This window comes from Spongiibacter sp. C9W (genome assembly GCF_057370015.1).
On the sequence record NZ_CM170672.1, the window covers coordinates 2,416,306 to 2,430,457 of the forward strand.

11 protein-coding genes are annotated in these 14,152 nt (G+C 59.4%); 8 read left to right on the forward strand and 3 right to left on the reverse strand.

All coding sequences use genetic code 11. From position 1 onward, the window contains the following. Positions 1-59: 59 nt before the first annotated feature. From tfpB to AC2Q8J_RS11555, 3 genes are read left to right on the forward strand one after another with little or no spacing between them, the layout of a single operon-like run. Positions 60-1,844 (forward strand): type IV pilus assembly ATPase TfpB, encoded by a 1,785-nt coding sequence (gene tfpB, locus AC2Q8J_RS11545; RefSeq protein ID WP_486451329.1) that lies wholly within the window; start codon positions 60-62, stop codon positions 1,842-1,844. 44 nt (positions 1,845-1,888) lie between these two features. Next, entirely contained in the window at positions 1,889-4,792 is a 2,904-nt protein-coding gene (gene glnE, locus AC2Q8J_RS11550; RefSeq protein WP_486451330.1) for a bifunctional [glutamate--ammonia ligase]-adenylyl-L-tyrosine phosphorylase/[glutamate--ammonia-ligase] adenylyltransferase, read from the forward strand. A gap of 33 nt (positions 4,793-4,825) precedes the next feature. Beyond that, positions 4,826-5,752: a branched-chain amino acid transaminase gene (locus AC2Q8J_RS11555; protein ID WP_486451331.1), complete on the forward strand. Its 927-nt coding sequence runs from the start codon at positions 4,826-4,828 to the stop codon at positions 5,750-5,752. A 49-nt stretch (positions 5,753-5,801) separates the two neighbouring features. Here the strand turns inward: AC2Q8J_RS11555 and AC2Q8J_RS11560 are convergent, their stop codons facing one another. Beyond that, positions 5,802-6,176, reverse strand: coding sequence for a hypothetical protein (locus tag AC2Q8J_RS11560; RefSeq protein ID WP_486451332.1), 375 nt, complete (start codon positions 6,174-6,176; stop codon positions 5,802-5,804). A gap of 262 nt (positions 6,177-6,438) precedes the next feature. Here AC2Q8J_RS11560 and AC2Q8J_RS11565 point away from each other — a divergent pair, with 262 nt between their 5' ends. Genes AC2Q8J_RS11565 through AC2Q8J_RS11575 form a run of 3 tightly spaced genes read left to right on the forward strand, consistent with a single transcriptional unit; the run spans position 6,439 to position 9,543 of the window. Beyond that, positions 6,439-7,761 (forward strand): glycosyltransferase family 4 protein, encoded by a 1,323-nt coding sequence (locus AC2Q8J_RS11565; RefSeq protein WP_204997147.1) that lies wholly within the window; start codon positions 6,439-6,441, stop codon positions 7,759-7,761. Then, the gene (locus AC2Q8J_RS11570; RefSeq protein ID WP_204997148.1) at positions 7,748-8,461 is read left to right on the forward strand and encodes a class I SAM-dependent methyltransferase; all 714 of its coding nucleotides are present in this window, start codon (positions 7,748-7,750) and stop codon (positions 8,459-8,461) included. The genes AC2Q8J_RS11565 and AC2Q8J_RS11570 overlap by 14 nt, the downstream gene beginning before the upstream one ends. Further along, positions 8,458-9,543 (forward strand): prenyltransferase/squalene oxidase repeat-containing protein, encoded by a 1,086-nt coding sequence (locus tag AC2Q8J_RS11575; RefSeq protein ID WP_289083592.1) that lies wholly within the window; start codon positions 8,458-8,460, stop codon positions 9,541-9,543. Before AC2Q8J_RS11570 ends, AC2Q8J_RS11575 begins: the two co-directional genes overlap by 4 nt. Before the next feature lie 480 nt (positions 9,544-10,023). Here AC2Q8J_RS11575 and AC2Q8J_RS11580 read toward each other — a convergent pair whose 3' ends face one another. Then, positions 10,024-10,635: a TetR/AcrR family transcriptional regulator gene (locus AC2Q8J_RS11580; RefSeq protein ID WP_486451333.1), complete on the reverse strand. Its 612-nt coding sequence runs from the start codon at positions 10,633-10,635 to the stop codon at positions 10,024-10,026. A 94-nt stretch (positions 10,636-10,729) separates the two neighbouring features. Between AC2Q8J_RS11580 and AC2Q8J_RS11585 the strand changes: the two genes are divergently transcribed. Both AC2Q8J_RS11585 and AC2Q8J_RS11590 read left to right on the forward strand, forming a co-directional pair. Further along, positions 10,730-11,815: a phosphotransferase family protein gene (locus AC2Q8J_RS11585; RefSeq protein WP_486451334.1), complete on the forward strand. Its 1,086-nt coding sequence runs from the start codon at positions 10,730-10,732 to the stop codon at positions 11,813-11,815. Between the two features lie 12 nt (positions 11,816-11,827). Then, positions 11,828-12,952 carry an Rv3169 family protein gene (locus AC2Q8J_RS11590; protein WP_486451335.1) on the forward strand — a complete coding sequence of 375 codons (1,125 nt, stop codon included), beginning with the start codon at positions 11,828-11,830 and terminating at the stop codon, positions 12,950-12,952. Between the two features lie 110 nt (positions 12,953-13,062). Here AC2Q8J_RS11590 and AC2Q8J_RS11595 read toward each other — a convergent pair whose 3' ends face one another. Then, a complete protein-coding gene (locus tag AC2Q8J_RS11595; RefSeq protein WP_486451336.1) occupies positions 13,063-14,127 on the reverse strand; it encodes an NAD(P)H-dependent amine dehydrogenase family protein in 1,065 nt (354 codons plus the stop codon). Positions 14,128-14,152 lie beyond the last annotated feature (25 nt).

Here is a 14,152-nt window from a genome sequence, read left to right on the forward strand (position 1 = left end):
CTCGCTGGCTGAGCGGCTTGCCGTACTATAAATACAAAATATGACAATTCGGAGCTTCAATGCCCAACTTGCTGAAAACACAGGGCCCCCTCGATACCGCAGTGCTACTCCGGCAGCTGGTTGACGACGGCCTGCTTGAGCCAGTTGCTGCCAAGCGCGCCGGTGTTAATCCACCGCGCAAGGGTGAGCGCCTCCAGCACCCGCTCAATTACCTGGCCAGCCAGCAACTTGCCGATGCGCGGCGCAGCGGGGCGACCCTCAGTATAGACACTCTGCTGCAATGGTTGAGTAGTCACTGTGGGCTGGGCTTTCAGCGCATTGATCCTTTAAAAATTGATGTGCCCTCGGTCACTGAGGTTATGTCCTTTGCCTTTGCTCAGCGCCATCGCATTCTGGCGGTGGCGTCCACGCCGGCCGAGGTGGTGATCGCCTGCGCCGAACCCTTTGTTGATGGCTGGGTGAGTGACTTGCAGCAGGTATTGAATCGCCCTATTCGCCGGGTGATCGCCGACGCCGACGCCATCGACCGCTATACCGTGGAGTTCTACAGCCTGGCGCGCTCGGTGCGCGGCGCCAGCACCGGGGAGCGCAGCGGCACGACCAACCTGGAACAGCTGCTCGAAATCAGCAAACAAAAAGACCTGGATGCCAACGACAGCCACGTGGTGAATATTGTCGATTGGCTGCTGCAATACGCCTACGACCAGCGCGCCAGTGATATTCATATCGAGCCCCGCCGCGACCAGGGCAATGTGCGCTTTCGCATCGACGGCGTGTTGTGCACGGTCTACCAGTTGCCCGCAACCGTGCTCACGGCGGTGGTCAGCCGCCTTAAGATTCTCGGCCGTATGGATGTGGCAGAAAAACGCCGTCCCCAGGACGGCCGCCTGAAAACCAAAAACCCCGCCGGGCAGGAAATAGAACTGCGGCTGTCCACCCTGCCCACCGCTTTCGGCGAGAAGATGGTCATGCGTATCTTCGACCCCGAGGTCTTGCTGCGCAGCTTTGACGAACTCGGCCTGCGCGGCGACGACCTGCAGCGCTGGCAGTCGATGATCGGCGCGCCCCACGGCATAGTGTTGGTCACCGGCCCCACCGGCTCGGGTAAAACCACCACGCTCTACTCCAGCTTGCGCAAGATCGCCAGCCCCGAGGTGAATGTTTGCACCATTGAAGACCCCATCGAGATGGTCGAAGAGGCCTTTAATCAGATGCAGGTGCAGCACAATATCGGCCTGGACTTTGCCGGGGGCGTGCGCGCGCTGCTGCGTCAGGACCCAGACATTATTATGATCGGCGAGATCCGCGACCTGGAAACCGCCGAAATGGCCATCCAGGCGGCGCTTACCGGTCATTTGGTGATCTCTACCCTGCACACCAACGACGCGCCCTCTGCGGTTACCCGCTTGCTGGAGCTGGGCGTGCCCGCCTACCTGATTCGCGCCACCGTGCTCGGGGTGATGGCGCAGCGTTTGGTGCGCACATTGTGCCCGCACTGCAAAACCGCCGTCGACAGCAGTGAAGCCGACCCTGCCGGCAGTGAATGGGCCGCCTTGGCCGCGCCCTGGAAATTGTCACCGCCTGCGCGCTACTTTGCCGCCACTGGCTGTCTGGAGTGTCGCAACACTGGCTACTACGGCCGTCAGGGCATTTATGAAATTCTCACCCTCGAAGGCGAGTTGCAGGCAGCGATTCAAGACGATGTGGCGCTGGACCAGATGCGCCTGTTGGCGATGAAAAAAGGCATGAAAACACTGCGCCTCAGTGGCGCGAGAAAGGTGGCCGCTGGCGAGACCACCATTGCAGAAATTATGCGCGTGGCGCCGCCGGTGCAGTCGCACTAAGGTGCGTACCGAATCCATAACCGCCCGCCTGATGGGGATGATGTATGAGCACAGCATTAAACGTGCAAACCGATGAGTTACCTGCGCTGCTTGCCGAGGGTTTAGATGCCCGCTGGCAGAGTTTTCTTCAGCGCTGCAGCGAGCCGCAGGGCCAGTGGTATCAGGAATTTGCCCAGTCGGAGGCGCGCCCCAAACTGCTGCTGGCGATCGCGGCCAGCCCGATTTTTCTCGACTACTGCCAGCGTTTTCCACAGGCGCTGATCGACCTGCAGCAGCAGGGTTTATTGGATGCACCGCTGTCCGCCGGCGAGTTAACTGAGCAACTGGCGGCCGAGTGCGACGCCTGCAGCAATGCCGACGAGCTGGCCAAAACCCTGCGTCAGTTTCGCTACCGCTACTGGTTAAGATTGGTGTGGCGCGATCTGAACCGCCTTTGCGATATGGTCGCCACCACTGCCGAACTCTCGGCTCTGGCCGATGTATGCGTGCAGCAAGCGCTGGCTTTTTTGCACCGCGAACTGTGCCGGGAATGGGGTGAGCCGCAGTCTGCCGACGGCCGCCCACAGCAGCTCAGCGTTATTGCCATGGGCAAGCTGGGCGCCGGTGAACTGAACCTCTCGTCAGATATCGACCTGATCTTCAGCTATCCCGAAGCGGGCAGCACGGTGGGTGGCTCGCGCAGCGTCGACAATCAGGAATTCTTTATTCGCCTTGGGCAGCGCTTGATCAAGGCCTTGGATGCGCGCACCGCCGACGGCTTTGTGTTTCGCGTGGATATGCGGCTGCGCCCCTATGGCCAGAGCGGGCCGCTGGTGGTCAGCTTCGACGCCATGGAAGAGTACTACCAAGACCAAGGGCGGGACTGGGAGCGCTACGCGCTGATCAAGGCGCGCTGCATCGCCGGTGACGAAGCGGCAAATCAACGCCTGATGGCCAGCCTGCGGCCGTTTACCTACCGCCGCTATCTGGACTTTTCTGCTATTGAGTCGCTGCGCGATATGAAGGCGATGATCCAGCGCGAGGTCGCGCGCCGCAGCCTGCACAACAACATCAAACTCGGTGCGGGCGGTATCCGCGAAATTGAATTTATCGCCCAGTGTTTCCAGTTGATTCGCGGCGGTCAGGAAATCAGCCTGCAGCAGCGTCCACTGCGGATTATTCTCGATGAGCTGCGCGACATGGAGCTGTTGCCCGCCCCGGTGGTGGACGAGCTGCAGGCGGCCAATGTCTTCCTGCGCAACGCCGAGCATGCCATTCAAGCCTGGCGCGACGAGCAGACTCAGCAGCTGCCCGATGCACCGGCGCCTCAGGCGGCGTTGGCGCTGAGTATGGGCTTTGACAGCTGGGAGGCCTTCACGGCGGCGCTGGCCGAAAACCGCCAGCGTGTCGATGAGCACTTTGCCAATATTATTGCCGCGCCAGAAGAGGAGAGCAGCACCGATCGCGCAGCCATTCAGCGCTGGGAAGTGCTGCTGAACGACCCCGACGCCGACTCGCTGACCGAAGAGCTGCAAGCGGCGGGCTACAACGATGCCGCCGAAGTCGCCCGGCGCTTACTGGCGCTGTTAACCGGCGCGGGCGTGCAGCGCATGCAGGGCAGCGCGCGGGAGCGCCTGGACGATTTCCTGCCGCTGTTGCTGGAGCAGGTTCAGGAGGCGGAAGACAGCGGTCGCGCCTTCCTGCGGTTGATCCCGTTGATCGAAGCCGTGCTGCGCCGCACCGCGTATCTGGTGTTGTTAATGGAAAACCCCGCCGCGCTGGGGCGCTTGGTCAGGTTGTGCGATGCCAGCCCCTGGGTGTCGCGGCAGTTGGCGGCGCACCCGGTGTTGCTGGATGAATTGCTCGACGCCAGCAGCCTGTACTCAGTGCCCGACAAAGACGGTCTGCGCAGCGAGTTGCGCCAGCGCCTGCTGCGCATTCCCGAGGACGACCTGGAAGCGCAAATGGAAGCGCTGCGCTACTTCCGCCTGGCCCATGTTCTCAGGGTGGCGGCCTCGGAAATTACCGGCAGCCTGCCGCTGATGAAGGTCAGCGACTACCTGACGTTTATCGCCGAAACGGTAATGGAATTTGTCGTGGATATCGCCTGGCAGAATCTGGTGGAGAAACACGGCACCCCCTGTGGCGATGACCCGCGCCGCCATTTTGTAATTCTTGCCTACGGCAAGATGGGCGGTATCGAGTTGGGCTATGGCTCAGACCTGGATTTGGTATTCGTGCACGACGTACCCGCCGGCGTGGTCAGCGATGGCGAGCGCCCGCTGGATGGCACCATGTTCTATACCCGCCTGGGGCAGCGCATCATCCATATTCTTACCGCGCAAACCCGTCTCGGTCAGCTCTACGAAGTGGATATGCGCCTGCGGCCGTCGGGTAACTCGGGGCTGTTGGTAAGCTCCTTCTCGGCCTTTCGCGACTACCAGCGCGGTCAGGCCTGGACCTGGGAGCATCAGGCATTGGTGCGGGCGAGGGTGGTGGCCGGTGACCCGGTACTGGCCGAAAAATTTACCGAGCTGCGCGCCGATGTGTTGGGCAGCGAACGCGATCTTGCCAAGCTGCGCGAAGACGTACTGAGTATGCGCGACAAGATGCGCCAGCACTTGTTGCCGTCAGGCGGTGAAAAAAACCACGAATTTGATATCAAACAAGGCCTTGGAGGTATCGTTGATATAGAATTTATGGTGCAATATGCGGTTTTAGCTTGGTCGCATCAGCACCCGCCACTGCACTACCACACCGACAATATTCGGATCCTGGAGTCCCTTCAACAAGAAGGTTTGATTCCCGAGGCTGATGCCCGGGCCTTGATCGAGGCCTATATCGCGTTTCGTAGCCAGTCGCACCGGGCCAGCTTGCAGGAACAAAAGGGACAACTCAGTGGTGAGGCCCTCGCAGAGGAACGCGGCGCCGTGCGTCGAATCTGGCAACAGATATTCGACGAGCAATAACCGCATAACAGTAATTTTCAGGAGTAAACGACAATGTCCATGGCCGATCGCGATGGTCTAATCTGGTTCGACGGTGAAATGGTGCCCTGGCGCGATGCCCGTGTACACGTACTCACCCACACGCTGCACTATGGCATGGGCGTATTTGAAGGCGTGCGCGCCTATCACGCTGGCGATCGTGGAACCTGCATCTTCCGCTTGAACGAGCACACCGACCGCCTGTTCCGCTCAGCCCATATCATGAATATGAGCATGCCCTTCGACAAAGACGTGATCAACGGAGCGCAGCGCCAAGTGGTCCGCGAAAACAATCTCGACGAAGCCTATCTGCGCCCGATGGTATTCCTCGGCTCGGAAGGCATGGGACTGCGCGCGGACAACCTGCGCACTCACGTTATTGTTGCGGCCTGGGACTGGCCCAGCTACATGAGCCCGGAAGCGCGTGACAAGGGTATTAAGGTGCGTTGCAGCTCTTACACCCGCCACCACGTCAACATTTCCATGTGTAAGGCGAAGGCCAATGGCCACTACATCAACTCGATGCTGGCGCTGCGCGAAGCGTTGGACAGCGGTTGTGAAGAGGCCTTGTTGCTGGACAACGAAGGCTACGTGGCCGAAGGCAGTGGTGAGAACATTTTCATCGTTCGCGATGGCAAACTCTACACGCCCGAGCTGACCAGCTGCCTGGACGGCATCACCCGCAACACCATCTTTGCCTTCTGCAAAGAGCTGGGTCTGGAAGTGGAAGAAAAGCGCATCACACGCGATGAAGTGTATGTTGCCGATGAGGCCTTCTTCACCGGTACCGCAGCGGAAGTTCTGCCGATTCGCGAGCTGGATGGCCGTCAAATCGGCAGTGGTGTACGCGGCCCGATCACCACCGAGCTGCAAAGCCGCTACTTTGACCAGGTCAAAGGTCGTCGCGAGCAATTCCCTGAGTGGTTAAGCCCCGTCGCTTAAGCCCTGTGCGTGAGCTGCCCGGGCGGCTCACGCATTGCTTCTCCCCTTATTAGCTTTCCCCCTGCGGTGCCTGATAGCGGCATTCTCCGCGAATCTTCAATGCATCGAGCACTGCGTATTGTTCCAGCGTGATATAGCCGTAGGGGCAATAGGCCTGCAGGCGGCTGTCGTTGCGCAGCATGCGCTGCGCCTGTTTCAGCAGCTCGTCGTCACTGGGTGGGCGTTTTTGTGGGCGATTCGGGTCCACCGTGTGGCGAATTGGTTTCACCGGCGGGAGGGCGATTCGCAGTTGGTATTCAAACAGCTTCAGGTCGCCACCGCGATTCAGCGGCGTGAATAATCCCCTGTCTTGCGGTGGGCTGGGCTGGCTGCTGCAAGCGGCGGTCAGGGCGCAGGCGATAAAAGCGCTGTAAATGGCACGCATCTTTATGGTTTTCCTGGCATTTTTGCGGGGCCTGGCAGTGTAACATGACAAACTGGTAATCCCTCTAGTGGGCCGCGAGACGGGCCGTCGGTGGATTTATCCACAAGCGATGGTTAGAATCCGTTCACTTACGAGGCGTCATGCCCCGCAATAGCTGCGGCGGCCCAAGGCCCGCACGCGAGCCGCCAGTGTGAACAGGGCGGTCGCGGCGATAAGAGGCCGGGCACGTCAGAAACAATCCTAACAAACAGCGATAACGGCTATGTCATCAGACCCAACCGCGCTTGCCCAGTCCGCCACCGCGGCGACCGGGTCGGCCCAAGTTATTCCCATTGAAGAGGCGCGTCCGCAGCGTCGCCTTCATATCTGTCTGCTCGGTTATCGCAGTGCGCCCTTTGGTGGCGGTCAGGGTATTTACCTCAAGTACCTCAGCAAGGCTCTGGTGGATGCCGGTCACGAGGTCGATGTGATCTCGGGGCAGCCCTATCCCCATCTCGACCCGCGGGTGAAGCTGATCAAAATGCCGGGCATGAACCTGTTTGAAACCGGCCTCGGTTCGCTGCGCCCCCATCACCTTAGCTCGCTCACCAATATCATCGAGTGGAGTAGTAAGCTGACCGGCGGTTTTGCCGAGCCCTACTGCTTTGGCCGCCGCGTGGTGAAATACCTCAAGCGACACGGTCGCCACTACGACATTATTCACGACAACCAAAGCCTCAGCTTTGGCATGCTCAAACTGCAAAAGCTCGGCTTTCCGCTGGTCACGACCATTCATCACCCCATTACCAGCGACCTGGATATTGCCCTGAAGGCTGCTAACTCCCTGGTTGATCGCGTGCTGATACGCCGCTGGCACAGTTTCATCCAAATGCAGCGCCAGGTTGCGCCGCAGTTGCACCACGTGGTCACCGTTTCTGAGCGCTCCCGCGAAGACATCGCCGCCGCCTTTGGTATGCAGCCCGCTGCGATCCAGCTGGTGCACTGTGGTATCGACACCGACGAATTCCGCCCGCTGCCCAGCGTGAAAAAAATACCGCGCCGCTTAATGGCAACCGTGTCGGCCGATGCGCCATTGAAGGGCATGAGCTACCTGTTTGAAGCCGTGGCAAAACTGCTGCCGCGCTACCCCGACCTACAGCTGTTGATGGTGGGCAAAATTCGCGAGGGTGGCGAGGCCGAAGCGCTGATCGAAAAGCTTGGCCTGCACAATCATATTGCCACCGCCTCGGGCATCAGCACCGAGCAATTGGTGCGCTATTACAATGAAGCCGAAGTCGCCGTCGTGCCCTCGGTTTACGAAGGCTTTGGCCTGCCCGCGGGCGAAGCCATGGCTTGCGGTACAGCGCTGGTGTCCACTACTGGCGGTGCGCTGCCAGAAGTCACCGGCGACGCGGCCCTGCAAGTGCCGGTGCGCGACGCCCAGGCTCTGGCCGATGGCATCGATGCGCTGCTGAGCAACGCCGAGCAACGGCGCGCTCTGGAAGTGGCTGGCCGCGAGCGCATGGAAGAATTGTTCTGCTGGAGCCGCGCCGCCCAGCAGATGCTGGACTATTACGAACAGGTATTACGCAGTGAAAACGGTTGATTTTAAACACTTTGCACTCCAGCCCGGCGACCGCCTGCTGGATCTGGGTTGCGGCGAAGGCCGCCACGTTATCTCTGCTTATGTGGAAGGTGAAGTCACGGCGGTAGGCGTCGACCTGTGCCTGAAAGACCTGCAAACCGCCCAGCAGCGCGCCGCTGATTTTGTTGATGGCAGCGACGACAAGCGCGCCTTTGGTCTCGCCAATGCCGATGCCATGAACCTGCCCTTTGCCGACAACAGCTTCGACAAAATCATCTGCTCAGAAGTGTTGGAGCACATCCCCGACTATCAGGCCGTGCTCAAAGAGATCGAGCGCATCCTTAAACCTGGCGGCCTGTTTTGCGCCAGCGTGCCGCGCGCCTGGCCAGAAAAAATCTGCTGGGCATTGAGCGATGCCTACCACCAAGTGGAAGGCGGTCACCTGCGTATTTTCAAAGCCAGCGAGCTGCGCAAGCAGATCCAAGGCCTGGGTTTCCGCTTCTATCGTCGGCACTGGGCACACGCCTTGCATTCCCCCTATTGGTGGCTGAAATGCGCCTTCTGGGAGCAGGACAACAATCCGCTGGTAAAGAGCTACCACAAACTGCTGGTCTGGGATCTGATGGATCGGCCGTGGATCACCCGCACCGTCGAGCGTGGCCTCAACCCGGTAATGGGTAAATCAGTGGTCATGTATTTTGAAAAAGGACAGGCAGCATGAGCGGACTGTTTCTCAGCAAGGGGTTGTACCCGGAAGACTTCTTCCGCGCCACCATTGAGTTCCTGAAGCGCGAGCAACAGGCCGACGGCAGCATCCCCTGGTTTGAGGGCGGTCACGCCGACCCCTGGGACCACGTCGAGTCCGCAATGGGGCTGAGTATTGGCGGCGAATACGACGCCGCCGAGCGCGCCTACTTCTGGCTGCGCGACAGCCAGCTTGCCGACGGCAGCTGGTGGGCCGCCTATCGCAACGGCGAAGTGGACAACCGCGAGCGCCGCGAAACCAACTTCGTTGCCTATATTGCCACTGGCGTTTGGCACCACTACCTTATTAGCCAGCGCCGCGAGTTCCTGCAAGCCATGTGGCCCTGCGTGCAGCGCGCCATCAATTTTGTGGTGGGCCAGCAAAGCCCCCACGGCGACATTAACTGGGCGGTCGATGCCGATGGCCAGTCGATGGAAGACGCGCTGGTCACCGGCTGCGCCTCCATCTACAAAAGCCTGGAGTGCGCCTGGAATATCTCGGTTGTACTCGGCGAGCCCCGCGACGAATGGCGCACCGCCCGCGCCGCCCTCGGCGACGCCATGCGCAACAAGCCCGAGCGCTTTGACCGCACCTGGGAAAGCAAAGCCCGCTACTCCATGGACTGGTTCTACCCCGTACTCACCGGTGTTGTGCCGCCCGCCAAAGGCAGCGCCCACCTGCAAAAGCGCTGGGGCGAATTCGTTGAAGACGGCCTCGGTTGTCGTTGCGTGTCCGACGAGCCCTGGGTCACCGTTGCGGAATCCTGCGAGCTGACCATGGCCCTGCTCGCCGCCGGCGATCACGCGCGCGCCGTTAACGTTTACAGCTGGCTGCACCAATGGCGTGACGGCAACGGCGAATACTGGACCGGCTACCAAATGGTCGAAGACCTGCTGTGGCCCGATGAGCGCCCCACCTGGACCGCCGCTGCCATCCTGCTTGCCGCCGATGCGCTCACCGAGCACACCCCGGCCCATCACCTGTTTAAAGAAGTGCGTCTGCTGGAAGTTGAAGCAGAGCTGGCGGAAGAAGCCGAGCGCTATACCAGCGGGCGCTAATAGCGTTCGCGCAACCCCGCCTCTGACCGCGATTGGGTTACGTGGCACCTTCCTGATGGCCCGAAAGGCTTATTCCTGCGCAGATCCCGCCGTGCTCGGCAGCGCGGGCATGTTGCCTGTCGTGTAGGAGCGGGCCTGACCGCGACCGACCTAGCGCTTGTAGGAGCGGTTCCAACCGCGATTAGGTTTTGGGGCCTCTGACTTATGGCCCGATGAATGGCTCTTTCTCGCAGATGCTGATGGCATTGTTGTTGCCTACTTATTTTTTCGCACAAAAAATAAGCAGGTCGCCCAGCAAGGGCGAAAACCAAAGCCATCAGCACTAATGAAAATGAGCGTTGCGTAGGGCTTGCAGAACGGAGCCACCTTAGCCGCGTTGAAGGTAAAGGTCGCGGTCAGGCCCGCTCCTACATAAGCATGATTCGCGTGCATGCCATTGAAAAGTAAGCTGGTTGCCCAGTAAGGGCGAAACGCTCACCATCAGCAAATCCCGCGAATATTCCTCTCTACCAATTCCCGCCATAGCCGCTCGTGATTCTCCAGCTCCAGGTGCTGAGAGGTGCTTTGCAGTTGCGCGGGCAGGTCGAGAAATTGGCCGCTAATACTGGCCTGGCTGGACGAGCTTTCGAACAGGGCAAAGCCGAGGGTCATCCACAGCAGTGACTGGGCGTGGCGCACGGCGAGGCTGTCCTCTATCTGCATGGCTTTGATGGGCTCTGCCAGTGCGGCAATGGTGGCAACCATGGCTTCGGCGGGCAGGCTGTTGTTGAACTGGGGCAGCAGGCCGGGGAAGGCGAGTACTTGTTGGCGCAGTTGGTCGAGGAGTTTTTCCAGGCGTTGGGCGTGGCTTAACCCTGCAGGCAAAGCACTGACATCCACGCTGAGTACGCTTTCGCCGATGGCGGTGAGCAGTTGTTGTTTGTTTTCAAAGTAGCGGTATAGCGAGGTGGGGCTAATGCTCAGCTCTTTTGCCAGTTGCCGCAGGCTGAGCGCCGCGAGGTCTTGCTGTTGGGCGAGTTGCAGCGCTACAGCGAGAATCTGCTCTTTGCTGGTGCTGCTGGGGCGGCCAACGCGGCGCGTGTTACGGGTCATGGTTTATCCTTCTTTTTAAATATAGTAACACCGTTAACTAATTCGTGTTAGCATCGTGTCATTGGCGTTCAATAACATAACAATGAGGCCTCGCATGAGTAACGATCAGCGCCCCACACCGGTATTGGATAACCCGGACGAAACCCGCAGTAAACTGGAAAATTGGCTGTCTGCCCAGCTTGACGACACGGTCAGTATCCCGTCGCTCAGTGTGCCCGAGGGTACCGGCATGTCGAATATCACTATGGTCTTCGACGCTCAGCACGGCGGCGCCGAGGCGGCTTATGTGGCGCGCATTGAGCCGCGTGGCGAGTACCTGGCCTTCCCTGAATATGACCTGGGCATTCAGTGCCGCGTAATGGAGATGCTGGCGGCCAATAGCGATATTCCGGTGCCCGAGATCGTTGCCAAGGAGCTTACCGGCGAGGTGCTGGGGCAGCCATTCTACATTATGAAAAAGACCGACGGGGTGATTCCGCCGGATATGCCGCCCTACCATATGGATGGCTGGGTAACCGAGGAAGCGCCGGATACTCGCCGCCAGCTCTGGTTGGCGGGCCTGAAGCGCCTGGCGCAGGTGAACACGCTCGACATCAGCAGCACGGCTATCCAGTCTGCCCTCAATGCCTGCGCCATTCCCCGCAGCCTCGATGAACAGCTGACGTACTGGGAAAATTATTACCAGTGGGGCTATCAGCGCAATGGCGAGCGGCTTCCCCACGATGTCGCCGCAAGCACCTTACAGTGGCTGCGCGATCATCAACCCAAAGAGCAGGCGGTCGCTCTGTGCTGGGGTGATTCCCGAATGGCGAATGTGATTTTCAGCCCGGATAAAACCGACGTTGCCGCCTTGCTGGACTGGGAAATGGTCGCACTGGGCGACCCCCTGCAAGATGTGGCGTGGTGGATTTACATGGATGAGTTGTTCAGCCACGGGTTGGATTTTCCACCGCTGGAGGGCTTCCCTAGTCGTCAGGAGTCAGTCGAGGCATGGGCGCAGCTCAGCGGGTTTAATACCGACCAGCTTCACTATTACCTGGTGTTTGCTGGCTTGCGTTTCGCGTTGTTGCTGGGGCGTATGTCGATAGGCATGGGCAACGAAGACAGCATTAACAGCCATTTCAGCAGCTGCTTTGAAGTGAAGTATCTGGAAAAAATTCTCTCGGAAAAATCGGCCTGAGGACGCGTAGCCATGATCAGTAAACTCGACGATTATCCCATTCACCAAACCGCTGAGCCGGTCGCGCAAACTGCCACCAGTGACCGCTTCACCTATGACCGCTTCTGGTATAACGGCCACGCCAAAGACAGCGCATTTTATTTCGGCATCGGCCTTTGCCGGTATCCCAATTTGGGCATTGTAGACTGCAGTTTTAGCGTGGTGGTGGACGGCCGCCAGTACGCCTTTCACGGTTCCCGTCGCGCCTCTGATGAGCCGATGGATTTGGATGTTGGCCCCTTCAAACTCAGCATTTTAGAGCCGATGGGTCGCCACCGTTTGGTGATTGAATCCAACGACACCAATATCGAATGCGACCTGGTGTTCACCCCTAAAACCGGGGTGATTCCCGAGGGGCGGCAAACCCTGCGCAACGCCCGGCATGTGGTGATGGACGCCACTCGCATCGACCAGTTTGGCCACTGGCAGGGCAGTATTTCCGTTGAAGGTCGCAAGATTGCGGTGAACAGCGAAACCACCTTCGGCCTGAAAGACCGTTCCTGGGGGATTCGTCCGGTGGGCGCACCGTATGAAGGCGGCGCACCGCTGGACAGCTTCCAGGCGGTGCACTTTATGTGGCTGCCCATTCACTGGGAAAACCGTTGCACGCTGGCCGGTTGGTTTGAAGACGACAGCGGCTACCAGTGGCACACCGACCAGGCCATCGCCCCCATTCATGCAGAGGGCGAGAGCATTCCGGTAAATGATCCGGCCATGACGCTGTGGCAGGGCTGCGTTGGCCACCAATTGACATTCAAGCCCGGTACCCGTCAGGCCGAGTCGGGCACCTTTCTGATGAACCATAAAAACGGCGAGCAGATCGAAATTACTGTTCAGCCTGTATTGCTGCACCGCATGAAAGGGCTGGGCTATATGCACCCCGAGTGGGGGCACGGCAAATGGCATGGCGAACTCGTTATCGCGGGCGAGAGCTGGAACTGTGACGACGCGCCGCCGCTGAACCTGGAGAATATTCATATTCAGCAAACGGTGGTTGCACGTTGTGGCGATGAAGTGGGCTATGGCGTATTGGAGCAGCTACATATTGGCCCCCACGCCGAACTGGGTTTTAAAGACTGGTTTGATGGCGCGGAATAAAGCGGCCGGACCCCGCTTGGCTTAAACCACGTTGATTTAATAACGGTAGGATGAATAAACGAGAGGCGCGCTGCCTGGAGGTATAGAGGTAGCGCGCCTTTTTTCGTTGCTTAGGCAGGTCTGTACAAACCCTTGCCGTTGATCTTTGGCAGGTCGTAAGCGGCGACCATGCCGGGCTCTTGTTCCACCACAGCGGGAATGGCATTGACGATGGCGGTAGCGGTTTGAATCACGCCGCCCACCGCGTGGTCGCCGTGCTTGTCTTCCATGTCCATGCTGATCGTCATTTTGGGCTCACCTTCAATAATCACTTTGTAACCCTTGCCCTTAGGCCAGTCGGGAGCGATGTCGTCGGTGATGCGGGTGATGTGTTCCAGTACGATGGCGTCGCGGCCATCGACCACGGCGCGCACTTCAAAGCGCATGGCGCCGGTGGTGCCCTTCTTGAAGATGCCCATGGCATTTTCGGTATCCTGCTCCAGGGGCAGGCGCTCGTGCACTTCGTACACGCGCTCTACCTCCAGCCCCAGGGCCGCTGCCACCGAACGCACCGAGCCGCCCCAGCCCAGCGACAGCATGCCGGGTGCAAACAGCACGCAGTCGTGATCGACCGGATAACCAAAGCCCATCACCTCGCGAATGGTGTCTTCCTGTTCGTAGGTGGCGTAGTTGATGATCTCCTGCATGCGTATGCTCGACCAGTGCTCGCTCAGGCCGGTGAACACCAGCGGCATGGTGTCGTTGGCAAAGCCGGGATCAATACCATTGTTAAAGCAGGTGGCTTCGCCGATCTCGCAGGCTTCTTTGATCGGCTCGGCAATGAAGGCCACGTCGGGGTTGTCGGGGTATTGCAGCATAAACAGCGACGAGGCCACCACGTTGATGCCCCGGCGCAGGCAGCGCGCCTGGTCTTTGGCCGCTTCCATCATGCGGGTCTCTGAGTGGGCGGTGTACACCACGCAGTCCGGGTTGAGGTCGAGTACCGCGTCAATGTCGGTGGAGGCCGCAACGCCACAGGGCGTGTCGAGCTCAGCCAGGGTGGCGGCATCGACACCGGCCTTGGCATCACTGCTGACAATGTGTCCAATCAGTTCCAGCTCAGGGTGATTCAGTACCGCGCGAATGGCGTATTTGCCAACGTTGCCGGTTCCCCAGGTAACCACTTTTAACGACATAGTATTTCCCCACTCTTTATTGTTA

Bases quoted from the DNA above. Each gene is read 5' to 3' on its own strand.
- AC2Q8J_RS11560 (WP_486451332.1), bottom strand. From the start codon at position 6,176: ATGCGTGCCATTTACAGCGCTTTTATCGCCTGCGCCCTGACCGCCGCT.
- AC2Q8J_RS11555 (WP_486451331.1), top strand. From the start codon at position 4,826: ATGTCCATGGCCGATCGCGATGGTCTAATCTGGTTCGACGGTGAAATG.
- AC2Q8J_RS11585 (WP_486451334.1), top strand. From the start codon at position 10,730: ATGAGTAACGATCAGCGCCCCACACCGGTATTGGATAACCCGGACGAA.
- AC2Q8J_RS11590 (WP_486451335.1), top strand. From the start codon at position 11,828: ATGATCAGTAAACTCGACGATTATCCCATTCACCAAACCGCTGAGCCG.
- glnE (WP_486451330.1), top strand. From the start codon at position 1,889: ATGAGCACAGCATTAAACGTGCAAACCGATGAGTTACCTGCGCTGCTT.
- AC2Q8J_RS11575 (WP_289083592.1), top strand. From the start codon at position 8,458: ATGAGCGGACTGTTTCTCAGCAAGGGGTTGTACCCGGAAGACTTCTTC.
- AC2Q8J_RS11595 (WP_486451336.1), bottom strand. From the start codon at position 14,127: ATGTCGTTAAAAGTGGTTACCTGGGGAACCGGCAACGTTGGCAAATAC.
- AC2Q8J_RS11580 (WP_486451333.1), bottom strand. From the start codon at position 10,635: ATGACCCGTAACACGCGCCGCGTTGGCCGCCCCAGCAGCACCAGCAAA.
- AC2Q8J_RS11565 (WP_204997147.1), top strand. From the start codon at position 6,439: ATGTCATCAGACCCAACCGCGCTTGCCCAGTCCGCCACCGCGGCGACC.
- tfpB (WP_486451329.1), top strand. From the start codon at position 60: ATGCCCAACTTGCTGAAAACACAGGGCCCCCTCGATACCGCAGTGCTA.